The sequence below is a fragment of the Streptomyces olindensis genome (genome assembly GCF_040645895.1).
Lineage (GTDB): Bacteria > Actinomycetota > Actinomycetes > Streptomycetales > Streptomycetaceae > Streptomyces > Streptomyces olindensis.
The window spans coordinates 1-23,363 of the sequence record NZ_JBEYZD010000094.1 but is presented as its reverse complement, the minus strand read 5'-3'; the positions used below and the strand labels follow the sequence as shown (position 1 = coordinate 23,363).

The 23,363-nt window shown below is 72.2% G+C and carries 21 protein-coding genes and 1 pseudogene; 11 read left to right on the top strand and 11 right to left on the bottom strand.

The genetic code is table 11. The features are described 5' to 3' along the window. Positions 1–83: 83 nt before the first annotated feature. From ABZ948_RS36865 to ABZ948_RS36855, 3 genes are all read left to right on the top strand, one after another. Positions 84–2,117 (top strand): S1C family serine protease, encoded by a 2,034-nt coding sequence (locus tag ABZ948_RS36865; RefSeq protein ID WP_359767165.1) that lies wholly within the window; start codon positions 84–86, stop codon positions 2,115–2,117. 194 nt (positions 2,118–2,311) lie between these two features. Next, entirely contained in the window at positions 2,312–2,761 is a 450-nt protein-coding gene (locus ABZ948_RS36860; RefSeq protein WP_359767164.1) for a sec-independent translocase, read from the top strand. Positions 2,762–2,987: 226 nt separating this feature from the next. Beyond that, positions 2,988–3,659, top strand: a complete 672-nt coding sequence (locus ABZ948_RS36855; RefSeq protein WP_359767162.1) for a hypothetical protein — start codon at positions 2,988–2,990, stop codon at positions 3,657–3,659. Between the two features lie 113 nt (positions 3,660–3,772). Here the strand turns inward: ABZ948_RS36855 and ABZ948_RS36850 are convergent, their stop codons facing one another. From ABZ948_RS36850 to ABZ948_RS36840, 3 genes are read right to left on the bottom strand one after another with little or no spacing between them, the layout of a single operon-like run. Continuing rightward, positions 3,773–4,906, bottom strand: coding sequence for an Mrp/NBP35 family ATP-binding protein (locus tag ABZ948_RS36850; RefSeq protein WP_359767160.1), 1,134 nt, complete (start codon positions 4,904–4,906; stop codon positions 3,773–3,775). A 43-nt stretch (positions 4,907–4,949) separates the two neighbouring features. Further along, a complete protein-coding gene (locus tag ABZ948_RS36845; RefSeq protein ID WP_359767159.1) occupies positions 4,950–5,549 on the bottom strand; it encodes a DUF1003 domain-containing protein in 600 nt (199 codons plus the stop codon). Then, positions 5,539–6,825 (bottom strand): magnesium transporter MgtE N-terminal domain-containing protein, encoded by a 1,287-nt coding sequence (locus ABZ948_RS36840; protein WP_359767157.1) that lies wholly within the window; start codon positions 6,823–6,825, stop codon positions 5,539–5,541. The genes ABZ948_RS36845 and ABZ948_RS36840 overlap by 11 nt, the downstream gene beginning before the upstream one ends. Positions 6,826–7,038: 213 nt before the next feature. Here ABZ948_RS36840 and ABZ948_RS36835 point away from each other — a divergent pair, with 213 nt between their 5' ends. Next, a complete protein-coding gene (locus tag ABZ948_RS36835; RefSeq protein ID WP_359767155.1) occupies positions 7,039–7,794 on the top strand; it encodes a hypothetical protein in 756 nt (251 codons plus the stop codon). 4 nt (positions 7,795–7,798) lie between these two features. Here ABZ948_RS36835 and ABZ948_RS36830 read toward each other — a convergent pair whose 3' ends face one another. Together ABZ948_RS36830 and ABZ948_RS36825 are read right to left on the bottom strand one after the other, a co-directional pair. Next, entirely contained in the window at positions 7,799–8,314 is a 516-nt protein-coding gene (locus ABZ948_RS36830; RefSeq protein WP_359767153.1) for a hypothetical protein, read from the bottom strand. A 23-nt stretch (positions 8,315–8,337) separates the two neighbouring features. Then, positions 8,338–9,453, bottom strand: coding sequence for a magnesium and cobalt transport protein CorA (locus ABZ948_RS36825; protein WP_359767151.1), 1,116 nt, complete (start codon positions 9,451–9,453; stop codon positions 8,338–8,340). A 457-nt stretch (positions 9,454–9,910) separates the two neighbouring features. Here ABZ948_RS36825 and ABZ948_RS36820 point away from each other — a divergent pair, with 457 nt between their 5' ends. After that, complete coding sequence (locus ABZ948_RS36820) at positions 9,911–10,495, top strand: suppressor of fused domain protein (RefSeq protein WP_359767150.1); 585 nt, start codon at positions 9,911–9,913, stop codon at positions 10,493–10,495. A 30-nt stretch (positions 10,496–10,525) separates the two neighbouring features. Here ABZ948_RS36820 and ABZ948_RS36815 read toward each other — a convergent pair whose 3' ends face one another. Beyond that, positions 10,526–11,749 carry an MFS transporter gene (locus tag ABZ948_RS36815; RefSeq protein WP_359767148.1) on the bottom strand — a complete coding sequence of 408 codons (1,224 nt, stop codon included), beginning with the start codon at positions 11,747–11,749 and terminating at the stop codon, positions 10,526–10,528. A gap of 159 nt (positions 11,750–11,908) precedes the next feature. Here ABZ948_RS36815 and ABZ948_RS36810 point away from each other — a divergent pair, with 159 nt between their 5' ends. The 3 genes from ABZ948_RS36810 (at position 11,909) to ABZ948_RS36800 (ending at position 14,375) form a co-directional block, all read left to right on the top strand. Continuing rightward, positions 11,909–12,550 carry a DUF6758 family protein gene (locus tag ABZ948_RS36810; protein WP_114255168.1) on the top strand — a complete coding sequence of 214 codons (642 nt, stop codon included), beginning with the start codon at positions 11,909–11,911 and terminating at the stop codon, positions 12,548–12,550. A gap of 194 nt (positions 12,551–12,744) precedes the next feature. After that, positions 12,745–13,605, top strand: coding sequence for a PHP domain-containing protein (locus tag ABZ948_RS36805; protein ID WP_359767145.1), 861 nt, complete (start codon positions 12,745–12,747; stop codon positions 13,603–13,605). Between the two features lie 164 nt (positions 13,606–13,769). Beyond that, positions 13,770–14,375, top strand: coding sequence for a MarC family protein (locus ABZ948_RS36800; protein WP_359767178.1), 606 nt, complete (start codon positions 13,770–13,772; stop codon positions 14,373–14,375). An 8-nt stretch (positions 14,376–14,383) separates the two neighbouring features. On the opposite strand, the gene ABZ948_RS36795 is transcribed toward ABZ948_RS36800, so the two are convergent. Next, on the bottom strand, positions 14,384–16,474 hold the full coding sequence (locus ABZ948_RS36795) for a trypsin-like serine peptidase (RefSeq protein WP_359767143.1): 2,091 nt from the start codon (positions 16,472–16,474) through the stop codon (positions 14,384–14,386). A gap of 134 nt (positions 16,475–16,608) precedes the next feature. After that, positions 16,609–16,761, bottom strand: coding sequence for a DUF8834 family protein (locus ABZ948_RS36790; RefSeq protein WP_003992775.1), 153 nt, complete (start codon positions 16,759–16,761; stop codon positions 16,609–16,611). 228 nt (positions 16,762–16,989) lie between these two features. On the opposite strand from ABZ948_RS36790, the gene ABZ948_RS36785 reads away from it, so the two are divergent. After that, positions 16,990–17,883 carry an NYN domain-containing protein gene (locus tag ABZ948_RS36785; protein ID WP_359767141.1) on the top strand — a complete coding sequence of 298 codons (894 nt, stop codon included), beginning with the start codon at positions 16,990–16,992 and terminating at the stop codon, positions 17,881–17,883. On the opposite strand, the gene ABZ948_RS36780 is transcribed toward ABZ948_RS36785, so the two are convergent. Both ABZ948_RS36780 and ABZ948_RS36775 read right to left on the bottom strand, forming a co-directional pair. Then, positions 17,880–18,755, bottom strand: coding sequence for an alpha/beta fold hydrolase (locus ABZ948_RS36780; RefSeq protein ID WP_359767139.1), 876 nt, complete (start codon positions 18,753–18,755; stop codon positions 17,880–17,882). The two genes, ABZ948_RS36785 and ABZ948_RS36780, sit on opposite strands and share 4 nt — an antisense overlap. 95 nt (positions 18,756–18,850) lie before the next feature. Continuing rightward, the gene (locus ABZ948_RS36775; RefSeq protein WP_359767137.1) at positions 18,851–21,394 is read right to left on the bottom strand and encodes a DEAD/DEAH box helicase; all 2,544 of its coding nucleotides are present in this window, start codon (positions 21,392–21,394) and stop codon (positions 18,851–18,853) included. Between the two features lie 480 nt (positions 21,395–21,874). Between ABZ948_RS36775 and ABZ948_RS36770 the strand changes: the two genes are divergently transcribed. Continuing rightward, on the top strand, positions 21,875–22,621 hold the full coding sequence (locus ABZ948_RS36770; RefSeq protein ID WP_359767135.1) for a ferritin-like fold-containing protein: 747 nt from the start codon (positions 21,875–21,877) through the stop codon (positions 22,619–22,621). Positions 22,622–22,851: 230 nt separating this feature from the next. Here ABZ948_RS36770 and ABZ948_RS36765 read toward each other — a convergent pair whose 3' ends face one another. Beyond that, positions 22,852–23,121 (bottom strand): hypothetical protein, encoded by a 270-nt coding sequence (locus ABZ948_RS36765; protein WP_037766295.1) that lies wholly within the window; start codon positions 23,119–23,121, stop codon positions 22,852–22,854. Between the two features lie 164 nt (positions 23,122–23,285). Between ABZ948_RS36765 and ABZ948_RS36760 the strand changes: the two are divergent. Further along, positions 23,286–23,363 (top strand): annotated as a pseudogene (locus ABZ948_RS36760) (oxidoreductase); the annotation flags it as partial.

Sequence of the window (23,363 nt, the reverse complement as noted above, 5' to 3'; positions counted from 1 at the left end):
CGGCCGAGGTCCGGCCGGGCGCCGATTCGACGAACTGCGGCCACCGCCGACGAGCCGTGCCGCGGCTGTGCTGTGGGGAGAGCATGAACGAGGGGAAGCCCACGAAAGCGAAGTGGTGGAGCCGTCCACGCCCGCAGGGCCCGTCGGGGGAGCCGGAGGACACGGACGGGCCCGTGGCGGCGGAGCCGGTTGCGGCTGAGGCCCCGGGGCAGGCGACGACCCCGGCGGCCGTCGACACCGACGGGGACACCGACGGGGACTTCGAGCTGGCGCGCCCCGCCGCGCGTCCGCAGGACGACGCCGGCGACTACGAGCTGAGGAGCCCCGAGGCGATGGCGCCCGCGGACGCGCCCGCCGGGGCTTCCGGCGCCGAGAGTGCTGCGGATTCGGTGGCCGGGGTGGCTTCCGGCGCCGAGAGCGCCGTGAATTCGGGTGCCGGGGTGGCTTCCGGTGCCGCGAGTGCTGTGGAATCCGGCACCGAGACGGCTCCCGTCACCGAGGCCGGGAGCGGCGTTCCCGCCCCCGGCCGCGCCCCTGCCCCTGCCTCCGCGCCGCCCGCCCCGCCCGGTGCGTCCGCCGTGCCGGTCGACGACGCACCCAAGCCGTTGCACGATCCCGACCCGTACAGCACCCCGCCTTACGGCGAACCCGGTCCCTGGGCACCCGCGCCGCCGGTCCAGCACCCGGCCGCGACGGCGACGCAGGGCGTGGCGGTGCCGGGGCAGGCGAGCGTCCCGGGCCCGCCCGCCCCGCCGGTGGTACCGGCACAGTCCTCCCACGCCCCCGCTGCGCTGGAGCAGCCGCAGGCTCAGGTGCCCAGCGCCCCTGGCATCCCCGCCCCGGTGCGGACCGCCCCGGTCCACGCCGACGTCCCGCCCCCGGCGTCCCCGGGACCCGCCCCCGACCCCTGGCAGCGCTACGACCCCTGGGCCGCCCCCACGGCGCCCGGAGGGATCGCCCCGCTCCAGCAGAACGGCGCCGCCGTCCCCAGCACGGAGCAGCGGCGCAAGCGGGGCAGGAAGGCCCTGGTCGGCGGCGCCGTGCTGCTCGCGCTCGTGTCCGGCGGCATCGGCGGCGCCCTTGGGACGTATCTGGAGCGGAACGGGGGCATCGGGACCGTCGAGCTGCCGCAGGCCGGGAAGGAGTCCGCCGCGCGGGACGCCGGCAGCGTGGCCGGGATCGCCGGCCGGGCCCTGCCCAGCGTCGTCACCCTGCATGTGAGCGGCTCCGGCGAACAGGGCACGGGCACCGGCTTCGTGCTCGACACCCGAGGGCACATCCTCACCAACAACCACGTCGTGCGGCCCGCCGGATCCGGCGGTGAGATCACCGTGACCTTCAACGGCGGGGAGACCGCCCAGGCCGAGCTGGTCGGCCGGGACAGCGGCTACGACCTCGCCGTCGTGAAGGTGAAGGGCGTCCGCGGACTCACCCCCCTGCCCCTGGGCAACTCCGACAACGTGCAGGTCGGTGACCCGGTCGTGGCCATCGGCGCGCCTTTCGACCTGGCCGGCACCGTCACCTCCGGCATCATCAGCGCCAAGGAGCGGCCCATCACGGCCGGCGGCGAGAAGGGCGACGGCAGCGACGTGTCGTACGTCGACGCGCTGCAGACCGACGCGCCCATCAACCCGGGCAACTCCGGCGGCCCCCTGCTCGACGCCCAGGCCCGGGTCATCGGCATCAACTCGGCCATCCGCTCGGCGGACAGCGGCTCCGACCTGGACAGCGGACAGTCCGGCTCGATAGGCCTCGGCTTCGCCATCCCCATCAACCAGGGCAAGCGCGTCGCCGAGGAGCTGATCAACACCGGCACGGCGACCCACCCGGTGATCGGCATCACCCTGGACATGGACTACGGCGGCGACGGTGCCCGCGTCGCCACGGAGGGCAGCGAGGGCGGCCCGCCGGTCACCACGGGCGGCCCGGGTGCCCAGGCCGGCATCAAGGCCGGTGACGTCATCACCGAGGTCGACGGGCAGCGCGTCCACTCCGGCGAGGAGCTGATCGTCAAGACCCGGGCGCACCGCCCCGGCGACCGGCTGGAGCTGACCCTGGAGCGGGGCGGCAAGGAGCGGACGGTGTCGCTCGTCCTCGGATCCTCCGGCGGGGACTGAGACGTGATGACCGGGGCTTACAGGGACGAACAAGGCAAACAATCGGGAAAGCGCTCCCACTGGCCGCACTCGGAGGTCTCGGGACGGTACCGGTCGGACAGGATCGCCGGGTACCGTGGATCCGGCCCGGACCACGGCAACACCCGCACCGACCACCGAGGGCCGAGGACCGAGGACATCGCAAGGAGCTTCAGGTGTTCAATGACATAGGACCACTCGAGCTGGTGACGCTCATCGTCCTTGCCGTGCTCGTCTTCGGTCCGGACAAGCTCCCCAAGGTCATCCAGGACGTGACGCGCACGATCCGGAAGATCCGTGAGTTCTCGGAGAGCGCCAAGCAGGACATCCGGGAGGAACTCGGCCCGGAGTTCAAGGACTTCGAGTTCGAGGACCTCAACCCCAAGACGTTCATCCGCAAGCAGCTGGACAACGAGGACCTGGGGCTCAAGGAGATCCGCAACGGCTTCGACCTGAAGAAGGAGATGGCCGAGGTCACCGACGCCGTCCACGGCCGGGACTCGGACACGTCGTCCTCCTCGTCCTCCTCGTCGTCCGGTTCCTCCGGCGGCCGGATCGACATGACCAAGAAGCCCGAGACGCCCGACCGGGACGACCGGCCGCCCTTCGACGCGGACGCCACCTGAGCGACCCGCCCCGGGGTGCGCGCCCCGGCGCGCGTGACGCGTTTCATACTCCGGTCGGGCTGTGTACGGCCTGAACGAGGCGCCCGTGCGGCCCACGCGCCGGGCGGTTTCCCTGCTGCTCGCAGCGGTGTGGCTATGCTGCCGAGTTGTTGTGCGGACCGGTCGAGTACGCCCGATGGGGGGCGGGCCGCTCCGGTCCGACTAGAGCGAGGAGGCGTCCGGGCACATGGAGACGACGAGTCGGGCAGTCGCGCAGGCGCCGGCCGCGGAGGGCGGACAACAGGTCCCCTCCGCCCGGCGTACGGTCGACGGCTACCTGCGCGCGCCCTTCCCGTGGTACGGCCTCGACGAGGCCTTCACGGGGCCGCGCTGGCTGATGCAGGTCGGTATGACGGCCGACGGGGCCGTGGAACACGGGTCGATCGGGCACGGTGACGAGCCCACGGTGCGCAACGAGCACGCCTCCGGGGGTGATCAGGAAGCCAAGGAGAAGTTCGCGGTCGTCGTGACCGTGGCGGCGAATCCCTCCCGGCGCAGCGCCGACGGCACGGGGCTGCTGGAGGCCACGTCGGTGTCGTCCGCGGCGTGGCTCGCGGGAGTGGGGCTGCTGTCCTTCACCTGGCCCGGGCAGATGGACCACTCGCTGCGGGACGACTGGCTGGAGCAGCAGACCGAGACGGCGTGGGTGCTGGCGGACGACCTCGACGGGCCCGACTGGTCGACGCTGTCGCTTCCCGTGGACGGGGTGCCGACGGCGTTCCACTACCGGGAGTCGGAGTTCGGCTGGGTGCTGGCCGGGTCGACCTCGGCGGGTGTCCATGTGGGTGCGTACGGGCGTGGCATGAGTGCGTACGGGCTCGGCTTCGCCGTGGTGAAGGACATCGCCGCGTACGCGTGAGTCCCTCGGGGCGCCGGGTTTTTCGGCGCCCCTTCGCCGTGGGGTCTTCGTTTCGTGGGCGGCTGCGGGTGGTTCGTGGTTGCTCGCGCAGTTCCCCGCGCCCCTGAGTCAGTTCAGAACTTGTTCCGCGGAGTGATCCCCAGCGACAGACCCGACAGGCCCCGCTGCCTGCCGCCCAGCTTGCCGGCGATCGCGCGCAGGGCCGAGCCCGCCGGGGAGTCCGGGTCCGTCAGGACGACCGGCTTGCCCTCGTCGCCGCCCTCGCGGAGGCGGACGTCGATCGGGATGTTGCCGAGGACGGGGACGTTCGCGCCGGTCGTGCGGGTCAGGCCGTCGGCGACCAGCTGGCCGCCGCCCGTGCCGAAGACGTCGACCATCTCGCCGCAGTGCGGGCAGGGCAGGCCGGACATGTTCTCGACCACGCCGACGATCTTCTGGTGGGTCTGCACGGCGATGGAGCCGGCCCGCTCGGCGACCTCGGCGGCGGCCTGCTGCGGGGTCGTCACGACCAGGATCTCGGCGTTCGGGACGAGCTGGGCGACCGAGATCGCGATGTCGCCCGTGCCGGGCGGCAGGTCCAGCAGCAGGACGTCCAGGTCCCCCCAGTACACGTCCGCCAGGAACTGCTGGAGCGCGCGGTGCAGCATCGGGCCGCGCCAGACGACCGGGGCGTTGCCCGGCGTGAACATGCCGATGGAGATGACCTTCACGCCGTTGGCCGACGGCGGCATGATCATGTTCTCGACCTGGGTGGGACGGCCGTCGGCGCCCAGCATGCGCGGCACGGAGTGGCCGTAGATATCGGCGTCCACGACACCGACCTTCAGGCCGTCGGCCGCCATCGCCGCGGCCAGATTGACCGTCACCGAGGACTTGCCGACACCGCCCTTGCCGGAGGCGACCGCGTAGACGCGGGTCAGGCTGCCCGGCTTGGCGAAGGGGACCTCGCGCTCGGTCTGGCCGCCGCGCAGGGCGGAGGCCAGCTCGCGGCGCTGCTCGTCGCTCATCACGTCGAGCGTGACGTCGACGCGGGTGACGCCCTCGACGCGGGAGACCGCCTCGGTCACGCGCTGCGTGATCGTGTCCCGCATCGGGCAGCCCGAGACCGTGAGGTACACGGTGACCGCGACCGCCCCGTCCGCGCCGATCTCCACGGATTTGACCATCCCGAGTTCGGTGATGGGCTTGTGGATCTCGGGGTCGTTCACCGTCGCCAGTGCCTCGCGCACCGCGTCTTCCGTAGCCATAAGGACGATGGTACGGCGCTGTACCGGTGCGTAGGAAAGCCCGTCAGCGGTCGTCTGCGTCACGTCCCCGTGACCGTTCCGCCGGGAATACGACGGCGTCGTGACGGTGGCCGTTCTGCCGTCCCTCCAGTTCCTTGACCATGTCCTGGAGCTCCGAGCGGATCCAGTCGCGGGTGGCGACCTCGCCCAGGCCGATGCGCAGGGCGGCGACCTCGCGGGTCAGGTACTCGGTGTCCGCGATCGACCGCTCGTTCTGCTTGCGGTCCTGCTCCAGGTTGACCCGGTCGCGGTCGTCCTGCCGGTTCTGCGCGAGCAGGATCAGCGGGGCGGCGTAGGAGGCCTGGAGGGACAGCATCAGGGTCAGGAAGATGAACGGGTACTCGTCGAACCGCAGGTGGCGTGGGGCGAGGCTGTTCCAGGCCACCCAGAGGATGATGACGGCCGTCATCCAGACCAGGAACCGCCCGGTGCCGAGGAAGCGCGCGATGCGCTCCGACAGCCGGCCGAAGGCCTCCGGGTCGTACTCGGGCAGGATCCGGCGCCTCGGCACCCCCGGCTGGTCGAGGCGGGCGGCGCGCGGCCGGGAAGCCGCCGTGGCACCCGCCGGCGTGCGTTCGCGCGGGCTCTCACGCTCAGGAACCATCGGTCGCCACCTCCTCCTCGTCCAGGTGGAACTCCGTCTCCCGCCAGTCCTCCGGGAGCATGTGGTCGAGCACGTCGTCCACGGTCACCGCGCCCAGCAGCGCCCCGGCCTCGTCCACCACGGGCGCCGCGACCATGTCGTACGTGGCGAAGAACCCGGCGATGGCGGGCAGGTCCGCGTCCGGGTCGAGCGGTTGCAGGTCGCTGTCCACGATCGAGCTGACCAGGGCGGGTGGCGGCTCCCGCAGCAGGCGCTGGAAGTGGACCGTGCCCAGGTACTTGCCGGTCGGCGTCTCGTCCGGTGGCCGGCAGACGTACACCTGGGCGGCCAGGGCCGGGGAGAGGTCCGGGTTGCGGATCCGGGCGAGGGCGTCGGCGACGGTGGAGTCCGGGCGCAGCACGATCGGCTCGGTGGTCATCAGACCGCCCGCCGTGCGGTCCTCGTACGACATCAGGCGCCGCATGTCGGCCGCGTCGCCCGGCTGCATCAGGCTCAGCAGCCGCTCCTGCTCGTCCGTCGGCAGCTCGCCCAGCAGGTCGGCCGCGTCGTCCGGGTCCATGGCCTCCAGGACGTCGGCGGCCCGCTCCTCCTTCAGCTTGCCGAGGATCTCGATCTGGTCGTCCTCCGGCAGCTCCTCCAGCACGTCGGCCAGCCGGTCGTCGTCCAGGGCGGCGGCGACCTCCGCGCGGCGCTTGGGGGAGAGGTGGTGCAGGACGTTGGCCAGGTCGGCGGGGCGCAGCTGCTCGAACGTGGCGAGCAGGTTCTCGGCGCCCTGCCCCTGCTCCTCCAGGGAGAAGCCGGTGACGGCGGTCCACTCGACGGTCAGCGCCTCGCCCTTGGCGCGCCGGAAGGCCCCGCCCTTCCGGCCCTTGCGGACGAAGACCCGGTCGATCTCCCAGTCCCGGCGGGCCGGCAGCTGATGCACCGACAGGTCGAGGACGGTGACCTCCTCGCCGGTCTCGGTGAGCGTGACGCGCCGGTCCAGCAGCTCCCCGAAGACCAGCCGCTCGGTGGGCCGCTGCTCGAAGCGCCGGACGTTGAGCACGCCGGTGGTGATGACCTGGCCGGACTGGATGGCCGTGACCCGGGTCATGGGCAGGAAGATGCGGCGGCGGGTGGCGAGTTCGACGACGAGGCCGAGCAGCCTCGGCGGCTTCTGGCCGACCCGCAGCATCACGACCAGATCGCGCACCCGCCCCACCTGGTCGCCGGCGGGGTCGAAGACGGCGACACCGGAGAGGTGCGATACGAAGATCCGGGGGGCGCCCGCTGCCATGGCCGCGGCTCCTTTACGTGCGGGGTGTTTCCTGTTGCTTGCCTTTGTGCCTGTCTTCTCCGAATTGCCCGCTCGGGTGGGCTTCAGGCTAGCCCGTCCCGATCGGGGGTGCGTCGGCGGGCGGTCCGGACGGACCGGCTCCGATCGGCCTCCACGACCCCGGTACCCTGCCGTACGCCGTTCAGGTCTCCCGTCAGAGAGGCAGCCCCACCTGTGACTCCGATTCGCCAGGGCCGTAGCCGCAGTGCCGCGCTCGCGAGCGCGATGTGCGCACTGCTCGTGACGGGAACGGTGCTCACGGGCTGCGCGGAGGATCCGAACGAGGGCACCAACGGCGTCGGCCGGCTGTCCGCCCAGAAGATCCAGGGCAAGACCCGCTCGGCCGCCGAGTCCGCCGGGGCGGTCCGGGTGCACGGAAACGTCGTCAGCGGCGGGCGGACGTACGCGCTCGACATGCGGTTGAAGGACGACGGCGGCACGGGTTCGGTGACCTCGCAGGGCGCGACCTTCGAGCTGCTGCGCATCGGCGAGCAGCTCTTCGTCAAGGCCGACGCCGAGTTCTGGAGTCACGGCAGCGGCCAGGGCGAGGGCGGCAAGGGGGACGCGGCGGCGGCCTCCAAGCTCGGCGGCAAGTTCGTGAAGGTGCCGCAGGGCGACCCTTCGTACAAGAAGTTCAGCGGTTTCACGGACAAGGCGGTCCTCCTCGACGGTCTGCTGACCCTGCACGGCACACTCGCGACGGACGGCCACGACGAGCAGGCGGGCGTCCGCACCATCCGGGTCACCGGCGACAAGGGCTCCGGCGGCACCCTGGAGGTCTCCCTCGAGGGCAAGCCGTACCCGCTGCGCCTGGAGCGGGCCGGCGGGGCGGGCACCCTCACGTTCTCCGCCTGGGGAGAGGACTTCGCCCTCAGGGAGCCGGAGCGGAACGAGACGGTGGACTACGGCAAGCAGCTGCCGACGTCCTGACCCGTCACTGCTTGCGTTTGCGCTTCTTCAGCAGCAGGCGGGGCAGACCCGCCGGGACCGGCCGGCGGGTGATCGCCGGGGACGGCAGCGGGGGCTCGGAGAGCGAACCGTCGGGCAGCGGTGCCGTCGCCCCGGTCGGCTCCAGGCGCAGCACCCGGCACTCGCGGGCCCAGCGGTCGGTCATGGCCTCGCCGTCGGGCGCGTTCAGCCGCTTGCCCTTCAGCTCGGCGACCGCCGCGTCCCACGCCTCGGTGCCCGGCGCGAGCTGCGTGACCCGCGCCGCCCAGGAGACCAGCCGGCCTCCCTTGTCCTTGCTGCGGACCGTCACCCGGGCCTCGACGCCGTCGGCCAGCCCCGGCAGCGGCTGCTCGCCGGGCCCGTCGCCGACCAGGCACGCGGCACCCTCGTGCCACACGTGCCAGAGGGCGCGCGCCGGGTCGTCGGGGCCCTGGACCCAGACGAGGCCGGACTTCTTCGTGGCCTCCTCGACGAGGGCCCGGTCGAGCAGCTCGCTTGTCATGGGAGCCAGCCTATCCACGCCGCTCACAGCCAGCCGTTCCGCTTCAGCGTGCGGTGGATGCCCAGACAGATGACCACCGTGACGCCCATGATCGCCGGGTAGCCGTACCGCCAGTGCAGCTCCGGCATGTGGTCGAAGTTCATGCCGTACACCCCGCACACCATCGTCGGCACGGCGATGATCGCGGCCCACGAGGTGATCTTCCGCATGTCCTCGTTCTGCGCCACGGACGCCTGCGCGAGGTTGGCCTGGAGGATGGAGTTGAGCAGTTCGTCGAAGCCGAGGACCTGCTCCTGGACGCGGGCCAGGTGGTCGGCGACGTCCCGGAAGTACTTCTGGATGTCCGGGTCGATCAGCCGCATCGGCCGCTCGCTCAGCAACTGCATGGGGCGCAGCAGCGGCGACACGGCCCGCTTGAACTCCAGCACCTCGCGCTTGAGTTGGTAGATCCGGCCGGCGTCCGAACCGCGCGGCGCGCCCTTGCGGCCCGGGGAGAACACCTCGGTCTCGACCTCGTCGATGTCGTCCTGCACCGCGTCGGCGACCGCGATGTACCCGTCGACGACGTGGTCGGCGATGGCGTGCAGCACGGCCGAGGGGCCCTTGGCGAGCAGCTCGGGGTCGTCCTGGAGGCGGTGCCTGAGGGCCCGCAGGGAGCCCTGCCCGCCGTGCCGGACGGTGATGAAGAAGTCCCGTCCGGTGAAGCACATCACCTCGCCGGACTCGACGACCTCGCTGTTGGCGTCGAGCTGGTCGTGCTCGACGTAGTGGATGGTCTTGAAGACCGTGAAGAGGGAGTCGTCGTAGCGCTCCAGCTTGGGCCGCTGGTGGGCCTGGACGGCGTCCTCCACGGCCAGCGGGTGCAGCCCGAACTCACTGGCGATGCCGGAGAATTCGGCCTCGGTCGGCTCGTGCAGGCCGATCCACACGAAGCCGCCGTCGCGGCGCACCAGCCGCACCGCCTCGTGCGGGGTCAGCGGCGTCTCGGTCTCGATGCGGCGGCCGTCCCGGTAGACGGCGCAGTCGACGACGGCGGAGGACGCCGCGGGGCTGCGGGTGGCGTCGTACGTGCCGCTGTCCTTGCGGAGCGACACGCGGGACGGGCGGACGACGGCGCGCAGGTCGCGGATCATCGACATGGCGGGCTCCTTCGCGGGCGGGCAACGAAAGACGCCGGCGTCGGGTGGAGCTACCCGGAATGAGGACGTTGTGACTGGGGATGTTTGGCACGTCCACAAAGCGGGGAGCACCGCACCGTCGCGGTGACGCGTCTCGTTACTGATTCAGCTACTGAGGCAGATCAGGCAAAGCGAAACGAAGCGCTCTTCCGCGTGAAGCGAGTGCGAGAGGTGGCGACCAGCCAGAGCCAGAACAGCTACGTCAGCGGCGGGAAGAGCGTGGTGCTACTGCACGGTCGACTTCGGTCCATTGCAGTCCCACCTCCTCCGGCCGGTCCCTCGTAAGGGAGTTCCTTCGGCGTCGGGGCTTGATCGCGACGCTTCTGCGTGCTGCCCCGAACCACCGGGCAAGAGTATCAGCCGCCCGACGTGTCAAGGCGCTTGTTTGCCCGCTACTGACGAGTTCTATGCTCGCCGCATGGCAGATGTTCTTCCTCTGGTCGAGGCCCGGTTGCGTACGGCGCTGGGCGAACCGGACGCGCGCGCGGCCGTCACCTTCCTGGGCACGGACCGCATCGAGGTGCTCCGCTTCCAGGAGGGCGACATCGTCCGCTACGCCACGCTCGGCATGTCCGCGCACCCCATGACGGACCCGACGGCGGTGATCGCCGACCCCGTGAAGGGCCCGCGCGCGGAGCTGGTCCTGTCGGTCCGCGCGGGGGTCGCCGACACGGACAAGGTGCTGCGCCCGCTCGCCGTGCTGGGCGCGTCTCCGCAGGTGGAGGGGCTGGTCGTGGCTCCCGGTGCTTCCCTCGACGTCGGCGAGCCGCTGTGGCCCGGCGCCCCCTTCACCTCGGTCCTGGTCGCCGAGCCGGGTGGCCTGGTGGAGGACCTGGAGCTCGACGAGCCCCTCGACCCCGTACGGTTCCTGCCGCTGCTGCCGATGACGCCGAACGAGGCCGCCTGGAAGCGCGTGCACGGCGCCCAGTCACTGCAGGAGCGGTGGCTGAACCACGGGACGGACCTCCGGGATCCGTCCCGGAAGTCCGTCCCGCTGGAGTGAGGAAGGTCACCAACCCCTGGCCGGAAAGCCTCAGTTGGCGAAGGCGGCGACACCGTCCTCGGTCGCGTGCTTCGGCTCCAGCTCCTCGGCCTCGTGGGTGAGGGCCCTGCGCCGGACGACGACCACGAGCGCGCCCAGCACGGCCGTGACCGCGGCCACCACGAACGGGATGTGGAGGTCGGTCCACTCCTCGATCTTCGGAGCGAAGTACGGGGCGGCGGCCGCGGCGAACCAGCGCACGAAGTTGTAGCCCGCGCTCGCCACCGGCCGGGGCGCGTCCGAGACGCCGAGGGCCAGCTCGGTGTAGACGGTGTTGTTCACGCCGATGAAGGCACCGGACAGGATCGTGCAGACGACGGCCGTGGTGTGGGAGCCGTAGCCGAGTACCAGCACGTCGGCCGCGAGCAGCACCAGCGAGCCGCCGAGCACCTTCAGTGAACCGAACCGCTTCTGCAGCCGGGGTGCCACGATCACCGAGAAGACGGCCAGCAGCACGCCCCAGGCGAAGAACACCGCCCCCGAGCGGTACGGGCTCATGTTCAGCACGAACGGCGTGAAGGCCAGCACGGTGAAGAACGTGTAGTTGTAGAAGAACGCCGAGGCCGCCGCGGACGCGAGGCCGCCGTGGCCGAGGGCCCTGAGCGGGTCCAGCAGCGAGGTCTTGCGGACGGGCTTCGGCTGCTCCTTCAGGAACGCCGCGATGCACAGGAAGCCGACGGCCATCAGGAACGCCGTGCCGAAGAACGGGTAGCGCCAGCTGGCGTCGCCGAGCAGGGCGCCCAGCAGCGGGCCGCACGCCATGCCGAGGCCGAGGGCCGACTCGTACAGCAGGATCGCCGCGGCGCTGCCGCCGGCCGCTGCGCCGACGATGACCGCGAGGGCCGTGGAGACGAAGAGCGCGTTGCCGAGCCCCCAGCCCGCGCGGAACCCGACCAGTTCACCGACCGATCCGGACGTGCCGGCGAGCCCGGCGAAGACGACCACGAACGCGAGGCCGAGCAGCAGGGTCTTCCGGCCGCCGATCCGGCTGGAGACGAAGCCGGTCACCAGCATGGCGACGGCGGTGATCAGGAAGTACGAGGTGAAGAGCAGGGAGACCTGGCCGGCCGTGGCGTCGAGGCCCTGGGCGATGGACGGCAGGATCGGGTCGACGAGTCCGATGCCCATGAAGGCGACGACCGACGCCCCGGCGGTCGCCCACACGGACTTGGGCTGCTTCAGGAGGCCGCCCGCTCCGGCGTCGAAGGGGTCCATGGTCGCTCCCTTTCCGAGACGGAAGTAGTTGGTATATGCACATAGTAAGTTAGCGAGGCTAATTAATGCAAGCTACATCTAGTGTGGGCGGTGAAGGGTTCCGTCCGGATGGGTGATCGTCCTTGACGCGGCGGGGCGGGGGTAGGACCGTGGGGCCCTATGAGGGGCGAACCCAGTTGCCCGAAGTGCGGTGGCCGGGTCAGGGCTCCCGGCCTCTTCTCCGACTCGTGGCAGTGCGATGTGCACGGCACCGTCCATCCGGTGCAGCCCGTGATACCGCCCAGCGTCGACGCCCTCAACGTCGTGGTGCACCGCACGCAGGTGCCGGTGTGGATGCCGTGGCCGCTGCCGGTGGGCTGGCTGTTCACGGGGGTGGCCTGTGCGGGGGACGACCGTACGGGGGGTCGCGCCACGGCCGTGGCCTGCACCGGACCCGGGCCGCTCGGCGGGATGGGCGAGCTGATCCTGGTCGCCGAGGAGCTGGGTGTCGGACTCGGGGCCCGCTATGCCGGCATGGACGGGCCCGACCCCGGGCCGTACATGGATGTGGGGAAGCCGGCTCAGGCGAAGGTGCTGGCCGCCGGCCGGCCGACGCCGTTGTGGCACGTCTCCGGGGTGCCGGGCGACCGCGCGGTGTTCGCCGGGGAGGCGCTCGGGATGTGGCTGTGGGCCGTGGTCTGGCCCGAGCAGTCGGGGCTGCTGATGTACGACGAGCTGGTGCTGGCGGATCTGAGGGACGCCGGTGCGGAGGTCGAGCTGGTGCCTTGCGGGGCGTTGTCCCCGCGCTTGCTCGGGCCGTAGCGCTCAGGGGGGTGGTGGGTTTCCCTTTGCCGGCGGCTGCGGGTGGTCGTTGGCCGGGTGCGCGGTTCCCCGCGCCCCTTGGGTGGCGCTGGTGTAGGGGGCGCTTCCGGGATTCGGGTGTGACAGGGGGTCGGGAAAAATACGGTTATCCTTGAGCAGCCCTGTTCGTGTCGTTCGTGTCTGGAGTCCGTGTCGTGCGTATCGATCTGCACACCCACTCCACCGCTTCCGACGGTACGGACACCCCGGCCGAGCTGGTGCGCAAGGCCGCCGCGACCGGGCTGGACGTCGTCGCGCTCACCGATCACGACACCACGCGCGGACACGCCGAGGCGGCCGCCGCGCTGCCCGAGGGGCTCACGCTGGTCACCGGGGCCGAGCTGTCCTGCCGGTTCGACGGCATCAGCATGCACATGCTCGCGTACCTCTTCGACCCCGAGGAGCCGGCGCTGCTCGCCGAGCGGGAGCTGGTCCGGGACGACCGGGTGCCGCGGGCGCAGGGCATGGTGGCCAAGCTCCGCGAGCTGGGCGTACCCGTGACCTGGGAACAGGTGCTGCGGATCGCCGGTGACGGGTCCGTCGGGCGTCCGCACGTGGCGACCGCGCTCGTCGAGCTGGGTGTGGTGCCGACCGTGAACGACGCCTTCACCCAGGACTGGCTGGCCGACGGCGGCCGGGCCTTCGTCGAGAAGCACGAGACCGACCCCTTCGAGGCCATCCGGCTCGTCAAGGGCGCGGGCGGGGTCGCGGTGTTCGCGCATCCCGGGGCGAGCAAGCGGGGGCGTACGGTGCCGGAGGCCGCGATCGCCGAGATGGCCGCGGCCGGGCTGGACGGCATCGAGGTCGACCACATGGACCACGACGGGGACACGCGGGCGCGGCTGCGGGGGCTGGCGAAGGAGCTGGGGCTTCTCGTGACCGGCTCCTCCGACTACCACGGCAGCCGGAAGACGTGTGTGCTCGGCGAGTACACGACCGATCCCGAGGTGTACGGGGAGATCACCCGGCGGGCCTTCGGGGCGTTCCCGGTGCCCGGGGCCGGCGGAGCCGTCTGAGGTTCCTCCTCCCCCTGTAGCTCCCTCTTCGATCCGTTTCCGGGCGGTCCCCAGCGGTCCCTTCCCGGCCCTTCCCGGGCCCTTCCCGGTCCCTTTCCAGGCACTCGGCGCTGTCCGCCGTGCCGTCCGCGCGCTCCACTCACACCCGCAAGGCCATCACGCTCATGTTCGACCTCGCCGTCTTCGGCTCCCTGTTCCTGACCCTCTTCGTCATCATGGACCCCCCGGGGATCACCCCGATCTTCCTCGCGCTCACCGCCGGCCGGCCCGGGAAGGTGCAGAAGCGGATGGCCTTCCAGGCCGTCTGCGTCGCCGGCGGTGTCATCACCGTGTTCGGGCTCCTGGGGCACCAGATCCTCAACTACCTGCACGTCTCCGTGCCCGCCCTGATGATCGCGGGCGGGCTGCTGCTCCTGCTCATCGCGCTCGACCTGCTCACCGGGAAGACCGACGAGCCGAAGCAGACCAAGGACGTCAACGTCGCTCTCGTGCCGCTGGGCATGCCCCTGCTGGCCGGACCCGGTGCGATCGTGTCGGTCATCCTCGCCGTGCAGAAGGCCCACACCGTCGCCACGCAGGTGTCGGTGTGGACGGCGATCCTCGCCATCCACGTCGTGCTGTGGCTGGTGATGCGCTACTCGCTGGTCATCATCCGGATCATCAAGGACGGCGGCGTGGTGCTGGTGACGCGGCTCGCGGGCATGATGCTCTCCGCGATCGCCGTACAGCAGATCATCAACGGCGTCACCCAGGTGATCCAGGCGAGCTGACCGTCCCGTCAGGCCCGGCCGGCGAGCACCGAGCCGATCTCGCCGGCCGCTCCCGGGTGGGCGAGGTACTCGTCGATGTCGTGCGCGCGGTCGCGGCCGTTGGCGACGGCCAGCTGGGTGAGCTTGCCCCACCGCTCGTCCGCCAGCGGGCAGCCGATCGCCACCGCGTCGGTGGGGCACCAGACGTTGACCCAGTCGCGCACCCGGGGCGGCCGGTGCGGGCCGCGGGCGAGGAGCCGCCCGTTGACACCGTCCATCCCGAGCGGACTGCCCGCCGTCACCAGCAGGACGGGATCGAGCCCCTCGGGGAGCCGGGTCAGCAGGTCCATGCCGACGACCGTGCCGAGACTGTGCGTGACCAGCACGAGTTCGCCCTGCGCGGGCATCGTCTCCAGGACGCTGTCCAGTACGGCCTGCCGCACGGCGCTGTCGGCGAGGTACAGGTCGACGTCCCTCAGGAAGGTGGCGATGGTCCACCCGTCCAGGTCGGATTTCGCGGCCAGCCAGCTCAGCGGCCGGTGCAGCGCCCCGACCAGGCCCGCCCCGAAGCCCTCCGTGGCAGCCGGCCCGTCCTGGGGCATGCCGGCCCGGGCGGCCGCCTCGTAGAGCAGCTGCTCGTAGGAGCCCGTGGGGGACTCCGCGGCGAACGCCTCGGCGGCAGCGGCGGCGGTCATCCGGTCGAGGCCGATGGCCGCGGCCGTGCTCTCCCTGCCGCTCACCAGGTTGTGCAGGCTCGTGCCGTAGAACGGGAACCACACGTCCTCCGGGTCGACCGGCGGCAGTGACGCGAGGGTGAGCCCGCGGTTCAGGCCGGCCGTCCAGGTGCGGCGGAGGTTCACCGGCTCCTTGCTCTGCTGGTCCCTGCCGTGCAGGAAGACCACGTGCCGCCGGCCGCCGAAGGCCGTGCCGCGGGCCGGGAGGCCGGCCTTGGGGGGCATCGTCCTGCCCTCGCGCGCCGTCATCGTGGCCGCGAGTCCCTGCGAGGTCGTGCCGCCGGACGCCGCCGTCGTCGTCCGCTCCGGCGGGATCAGCGGGGCCGCCGGCCCGGTGACCGTGCTGCGGTCCAGGCCCGAGTCCGGGCCCATCTCCGCCAGCAGGGTGCGCCGGCCGGGGTCGAGGTCCAGTGCGGCCAGGTGCTTCAGGATCGAGCTGATGCGGACGCCCTCGTTGGCGACCCAGTCGATGGCGTCGTCGCCGTCGCCCGGATTCCAGGGCCGGCCGTCCTTGCGCAGGAGACGCCCCTGGTCGTCCTTCTTCGGCACACCGCTGTGGTGCAGGGCCACGACCTCCCACTGGTCGTTGAAGACGGGGGAGCCCGAGTTACCCGGTTCGGTGTCGGTCGTGTAGTGGACGAAGTCGTCGAGCCGTACCAGCACCGCGTTGTCGCGCAGGGCGATCTCCTTCAGGCGCCCCTGCGGATGCCCGATGATGTTCACCTTCTCGCCGAGCACCAGCTTGCCGAGCTGGACGCTCAGCCGGTTCCAGCCGAAGACCTCGCCCGCCGGACGGCCGTCCGGGGCGGGCGCGACCGCCACGAGGGCGAAGTCGAGCCGTCTGTCCGCGGCGAAGAAGGCCGCCGGGTCGAGCTCCATCCGGACGACGGTGTCGGGCAGGTTGTCGGCCGTGATCTGGGCGTTGAACTCCACGAAGCAGTCGCGGGCGAAGGTCTCGTCGGGCAGCACGTGGTGGTTGGTCATCATCAGCCGCGGCGACACCATGAAGCCCGTGCCGTGCGGCAGCTCGCGGCCGTCGCGGCGCAGGGTGATCCGGGCGACCGTGGCCCCCGCCCTGACCCCGCGCGGCAGGAAGCTCCAGGCCTGCAGCTCGTTGGACAGGTTGATGATGCGTTCGTTGGCATTCGGCAGGTCCATGGCCTCGCCGTGGATGCTCGCCACCACCGCCGAGGGCGACAGGCCGCCCCGGTCGAGGATCCGGTCGGCGCGGACGGCGAGCGCGTCCGGGGCGTCCGGGAACCGTTCGCCGGCCGCCAGCCGGTCCTCCACCCGCTCGCGCTCCGCGGCGGAGGCCTCGTACCGCCGCGCCGCCTCCGCCGCGGCCTGCTCGTGCAACTCCTCGTTCGACCGGCCCGTCACCGACATGCGGTCACCGTCCTGTTCTCGTTCGTGCTGTGCCTCTCAGCCAGTACGCCCCCGGCCAGGTCGGCCCGCAACAGCGGAGCCCCCGCACGGCCGATGCCGGGCGGGGGCTCCGAGGTGTGGGGGAGAGCCGCGCGTTATGAGGCCGTGGTCTCGGCCGGGCGGATCCACAGGCGCTGTCCGATGGCGGCGGCCTGCTGAACGATGCGGTTGACGGAGGCGGCGTCCACAACGGTCGAATCCACGGGCGTGCCGTCGACGTCGTCGAGTCGCATGATTTCGAAGCGCAAGGGCTTCTCCCTTCGTCTGGTCATCCTCCTGAGGAGAACTACTTGAGTGACGGCCCACCAGGCTGCGGTGCTCGGTGTTCCGTATGGGTCAACAGGGATGCATGCTTCAAACATTCCCTACGCTAAGGAAATTTTTCGAGCGGCTAATTACTGAGCCGTAAGAGTGTGGTTACGGGACCGACCGGGACCGGTTGTGTTCGCAGCGTGACCGCCGGGACAATGGAGGTGATGAACGACGACCTCGCGGCCCTCAGCGCCCGCATCGACCGCACCAACGAGCTGCTCCAGCGCATGCTCGCCGAGGTGGCGAAGACGCCCTCGACCCACGCGATCTTCGTCGATGCCGGGTACCTGTACGCGGCCGCGGGACGGCTCGTCGCCGGTACGGAGGACCGCCGCGCCTTCGACCTGGACGCCGAGGGCCTGATCGACGCCCTCATCGACCGGGCCCGCACGATCTTCGCGGACAGCAGGCTGCTGCGGGTCTACTGGTACGACGGCGCCCGCCGCCGCATCCACACGGCCGAGCAGCAGACCATCGCGGAGCTGCCGGACGTCAAGGTGCGGCTGGGCAACCTCAACGCCAACAACCAGCAGAAGGGCGTCGACTCCCTCATCCGCTCCGACCTGGAGTCCCTCGCCCGCCACCGCGCCATCAGCGACGCGGCCCTGCTCGGCGGCGACGAGGACCTGGTGTCGGCGGTGGAGGCCGCCCAGGGCTACGGCGCCCGGGTCCACCTGTGGGGCATCGAGGCGCCGGAGGGCCGCAACCAGGCGGAGCCGCTGCTGTGGGAGGTCGACAGCCAGCGCACCCTCGACCTCGACTTCTTCAAGCCGTACGTCTCCCGCCGCGCGGCCCCCGCCTACGAGACGGCCGCGGGCCGGCCCGCCCGGGAGGACGTGCGGTTCGTGGGCGCGCAGATCGCGGCCAAATGGCTGGCGGCCCGCGGCCGGGACACGCTCGTGGAGCTGCTGCCCGGACACCCGTACCTGCCCGGCTCGGTGGACCAGGACCTGCTGGTGGAGGCGGAGAGCCTGCTCCAGTACTCCCTCCGGGGCCAGGCCGACCTCCGGCGCGCACTGCGCGACGGCTTCTGGGAGCACTTGCGGACGCAGTACTAGGGCCTGTCCCGGAGGCCGTCCCAGAAGTCGGCGAGGGCGTGGGCCGTCGGCAGGGGACGGTCGGCGTTGGGGGAGTGTTCGGCTCCCGTGACGACCGTGCGGTGCGCGGCCAGCCGCTCGGCCATGTCGTCGAGGACCGCCACCGGCCAGGTGTCGTCGTGGGCGCCCGACAGGACGTGGAACGGCAGCCGCACGGCGGCCAGTTCGGCGACGCGGTCCGGCTCGGTGCACAACTGGCGCCCGGTCGCGAGGAGCTGGGCGGGGCTGTTGCCCAGCCAGCGGCGGCGCAGCTGCTCCTGGTCGCCGATGCCGCGGGCGGGGCCGCCGACCTCCTCCGGCGGGCCCATGGCCTGGATGGCCTCCCATACCTCCTCCATCGACATCACGGCGAGCGCGTCCCGCAGCAGCTTCACGCGCTGCTGCTGCGACACGGAGATCTCCGCCGGGCCGGACGAGACCAGGGTGAGGGAGCGGAAGGGGGAGGGATCGAGCAGCACGGCGGCACGGGCGATCTGCCCGCCGAGCGAGTGCCCGACGAGGTGCACGGGAACGCCGAGCGCGTCGGCCTGCGCGAGCACGTCCCGGGCCAGTTCCCGCTGGGCGTAGGCGGATTCGTCGTCCACGGGCCCGTCCGACTCGTGCTGCCCCCGCCCGTCCACGGCGACGACCCGGTACCCACGCTCGCCGAGCGGCTCGTGCAGCAGGCTGAAGTCCTCCTTGCTGCCGGTGAATCCGGGCAGCATCAGGGCGACGCCCCTGACTTCCACGCCCGCTCCCGGTGACGAATCGACGACGGCGAACTCACCGCGGGAGGTGCGCAGGCGGTATGCGCGGGCACCAGGGGGCGGGGGGAAGGTGGGGTGGCTGGTCACGGGGTGAGGGTAGCGGCTGCGGGTCGTCGGAGCAGGTGGAAGGAACGCCGACGGCCCGGCCCCACAAGGATGGGACCGGGCCGTCGGGTGGAGTGTCAGCTCTCCGTGGGCTCCGCTGCGGCCGTGGCCTTCCGCGTGCGGCGGGCCCTGGGCTTCGCCTCGGGCGCGTCCTCGGAGGCCTGGGAGGCCTCGGCGGGCGCGGCGGCCGTCTTGGACGCGGCGGTCTTGCGCGTCCGGCGCGGCTTGGCCCCGGCGGCCTCCGGCTCCTGGGCCGTCTGGGCCGGGATCTCGGCGGTGACGGCTTCGGGCTGTGCGGCCTTGCGGGTGCGGCGGGCCTTGGGCTTGGCTTCCGCGCCCTCGGCGGTGTCGGCGGCGGCCTCGGCGGCTGCGGTGGTCTTCCGCGTCCGGCGGGGCTTGGCCTCGACGGCCTCCGTGGCTTCCGCGTCCTGAGCGGTTGCGGCGGTCTTGCGCGTGCGGCGCGGCTTGGCTTCGGTGGCCTCGGCCGTGTCGACCGCTTCCTCCGCTGCGGCGGCCGTCTTGCGGGTACGCCGCGGCTTGGTCGCCGTGGCCTCCGCGTCCTGAGCGGTTGCGGCGGTCTTGCGCGTGCGGCGCGGCTTGGCTTCGGTGGCCTCGGCCGTGTCGACCGCTTCCTCCGCCGCGGCGGCCGTCTTGCGCGTGCGCCGGGGCTTGGTCTCCGTCGCCTCGGCCCCGTCGGCGGGAACCTCCGGCTTCGCCGCCGCCTTGCGGGTGCGGCGCGGCTTCGTCTCCGTCGGCTCCTGGGCGGACTCGGTGACGCCCTCGGCCGTGTCGAGCGCCGACTCGGCCGCCGACGCCTCGGATGCAGCGGCCTTGCGGGTGCGGCGGCGCGGCTTGGCGGGGGTGGCCTCGGGCTCCGTGGTCACCGAAGCGGCATCCACAGCGGCCGTGGACTCCGTGGCCGACGGCGTGACCGCGGCCTCGGTCTCCACCACCGGGGACTCCACCACCGGCGACTCCACCACGGGCGTCTCCACCGGCGTCTGCGCGGCCGGCGTCTCCGAGCGGCGCGTCCGGCGGCGGCGCGGCTTCGCCGCCTCGGGCGCCTCCGTGTTCGTGCCCTCCGCCGTCGCGACGGCGTTCTCCGCCGGAGCGGACGCCGCGGATTCGACGGCCGTGACCGGCGCCGACTCGGCCGGGGCACCACCGCGCGTGCGCCGACGGCGACGCGGGGTGCGCGGAGCCGTGACGGACTCCGCCTCGGCGGTACCGCCGGTGACCGCGGCCTCCGGGCCGGTCGCCGTGGTGCCGGACGTCTCCGGAGCCCCGTCCAACGGCGCTCCGCCGCGCGTCCGGCGGCGCCGCCGCGGCGTACGCGACGAACGCTCGTGGTCGGCCGACCGGGACTCGTCCCGGCCGCCGCGGCCACCACGGCCACCGCGGTCGCCCCGACCGCGCGGCCCGCGGCCGCCCGGCTCGCCCAGGTCCTCCAGCTCCTCCGCGTCCAGCCCGGCGCGCGTGCGCTCCGAGCGCGGCAGGATGCCCTTCGTGCCCTCGGGGATGCCGAGGTCGGAGTAGAGGTGCGGGGACGTGGAGTACGTCTCCGGCGGGTCGTTGAACTCCAGCTCCAGCGCCTTGTTGATCAGCTGCCAGCGCGGGATGTCGTCCCAGTCGACCAGCGTGATCGCCGTACCCTTCGCGCCCGCGCGGCCCGTACGGCCGATGCGGTGCAGGTACGTCTTCTCCTCTTCCGGCGACTGGTAGTTGATGACGTGGGTCACGCCCTCGACGTCGATGCCGCGTGCGGCGACGTCGGTGCAGACGAGCACGTCCACCTTGCCGTTGCGGAAGGCGCGCAGGGCCTGCTCGCGGGCGCCCTGACCGAGGTCGCCGTGGACCGCGCCGGAGGCGAAGCCGCGCTGCTTCAGCTGGTCGGCGAGGTCGGCCGCCGTGCGCTTGGTGCGGCAGAAGACCATGACCAGCCCCCGGCCCTCGGCCTGGAGGATGCGCGCGACCATCTCGGGCTTGTCCATGTTGTGCGCGCGGTAGATGAACTGCTTGGTGTTCGCGACCGTCGCGCCCGCGTCGTCCGGAGCCGTGGCCCGGATGTGCGTGGGCTGCGACATGTAGCGGCGGGCCAGGCCGATGACCGCGCCCGGCATGGTCGCCGAGAACAGCATGGTCTGACGGCGCACCGGCAGCATGTTGATGATCTTCTCGACGTCGGGCAGGAAGCCCAGGTCGAGCATCTCGTCGGCCTCGTCGAGCACCAGGCACTTGACGTGCTTCAGGTTCAGCTTCTTCTGCCCGGCGAGGTCGAGCAGGCGGCCCGGGGTGCCGACGACCACGTCGACGCCCTTCTTCAGCGCCTCGACCTGGGGCTCGTAGGCCCGGCCGCCGTAGATCGCCGTCACGCGGACGTTGCGGACCTTGCCGGCCGTCAGCAGGTCGTTGGTGACCTGCGTGCACAGCTCGCGCGTGGGGACGACGACGAGGGCCTGCGGGGTGTCGGTGAGGTCCTCGGGCTTGGCGCGTCCGGCCTCGACGTCGGCGGGGACGGTGACGCGCTCGAGGAGCGGGAGGCCGAAGCCCAGCGTCTTGCCGGTGCCGGTCTTGGCCTGGCCGATGACGTCCGTGCCCGACAGGGCCACGGGGAGCGTCATCTCCTGGATGGGGAAGGGGGTGGTGATGCCGACGGCCTCCAGGGCCTCGGCGGTCTCGGGAAGGATCCCGAGCTCTCGGAACGTCGTAGTCAGGGTGCTGCCTCTTCTGTGTGGGCGGCGCGAGGCGAGCGCGGGGGTCGTGTCAAGGACCGTGCCGGGGACGTCGGCTGCCTACGGGCGGGCCGTAGAGCACGGGACCGCGCCGACGCTCTAGCGCTCGTGCCGCTGAGGGTGTCCCCTCCGGGTCTCGTACGCGCAGTGCCGTACGGCCGGGGAGGGCTGTCGGGTCGGAGCCGATCGGGCCACCGACCGGGCATCCTCATACGTGCGGCCTGTCGAGGTACGACGACGTACCAGCAGGCGCATTACCACCATACCCCGGAATCGCGCACATGCGATGGCCGATTCGGTCACGTAGTCGTCGTCACAGTGATTGACCAGGGCCTTACGGCTCCCGGCGGGCGGGCTATTGTGCGCTTCATGACGAGCTCTGACAAGCCTGAGAACGCCTCGGACACCGCCGCCGAACACACCGGAGTCGCCGCCCGGGACTGGGCGTCGGCCTCAGCCGACCCGCAGTACCGCGCCGCGGTCGTGGACCTGCTCGGCGCGCTCGCGTACGGGGAGCTGGCGGCGTTCGAGCGGCTCGCGGAGGACGCCAAGCTGGCGCCGAGCCTGGAGGACAAGGCGGAGCTGGCGAAGATGGCCTCGGCCGAGTTCCACCACTTCGAGAGGCTGCGCGACCGGCTCGCGGAGATCGGCGAGGAGCCGACCTCCGCGATGGAGCCGTTCGTCGCGGCGTACGACGGGTTCCACAAGCAGACGGCGCCCTCGGACTGGCTGGAGGGCCTCGTCAAGGCCTACGTCGGCGACTCCATCGCCAGCGACTTCTACCGGGAGGTGGCCGCCCGGCTGGACTCCGACACCCGCTCCCTGGTGCTGGCCGTGCTCGACGACACCGGGCACGGCGGCTTCGCCGTGGAGAAGGTGCGGGCCGCGATCGACGCCGATCCGCGGGTGGGCGGGCGGCTCGCGCTGTGGGCGCGGCGGCTGATGGGCGAGGCCCTGTCGCAGTCCCAGCGGGTGGTCGCCGACCGGGACGCGCTGTCGACCATGCTGGTGGGCGGTGTCGCGGACGGCTTCGATCTCGCCGAGGTCGGCAAGATGTTCTCCCGGATCACCGAGGCGCACACCAAGCGGATGGCCGCGCTGGGCCTGGCCGCCTAGTCAGCCTCCGGGGCCGGCCTCAGGGCCGTCGCCCTCGCGTGGAGCTGGTCCCGCCGGGCCGTCGCCCTTGCGTGGGGCTGGTCCCGCCGGGCCGTCGCCCTTGCGTGGGGCTGGTCCCGCCGGGCCGTCGCCCTCGTGTGGGGCTGGTCCCGCCGGGCCGTCGCCCTCGTGTGGGGCCGGTCCCGTCGGGCCGTCACGCTGTCGTCCGGAGCGCCACCATCGGCGGCCCGTCAGGCGGTCGCCGATCGGCGGCGCAGTCTTCCCGAGGGGCGCAGCAGCAGCGACAGCGAGGCCACCGAGACGATCACCGCGCCGAGCAGCACCAGCAGCAGGTGCCCGGCGTCGAGCGCGCTGTGCATCACGAAGGCCCCGAACAGGGCGCCGGCGACGCCGGTCGACAGGACCAGCGGGCGGGCCGGGAGTCGGTGCGGCAGGCGATGCGTGGCCGCCCACGCCAGAGCGAGGCCGAGGATCGCGGAACTCAGCGCTTCCAGGAGCATGTCGGGGGTCCCTCCCACATGGCCGGCCTGCCCAGATCGGTCGTAGCCCGTCTTACCCCTGACCTGCGGAATCCAATCCACCTCCGTGGGCGACTTGTGCTCCATCCGTGGAGGAACCCGTGCGCCGCACGGGGCGGGAGTACGCAAACGGGGGCGGGGCGGCCGACCCGGCCGCGCCCTCGGGTGAGCCGGTGCCGCTGGACCGGGACGAGATCCGGGAGCGGCTGAGCGGCAACCTGTGC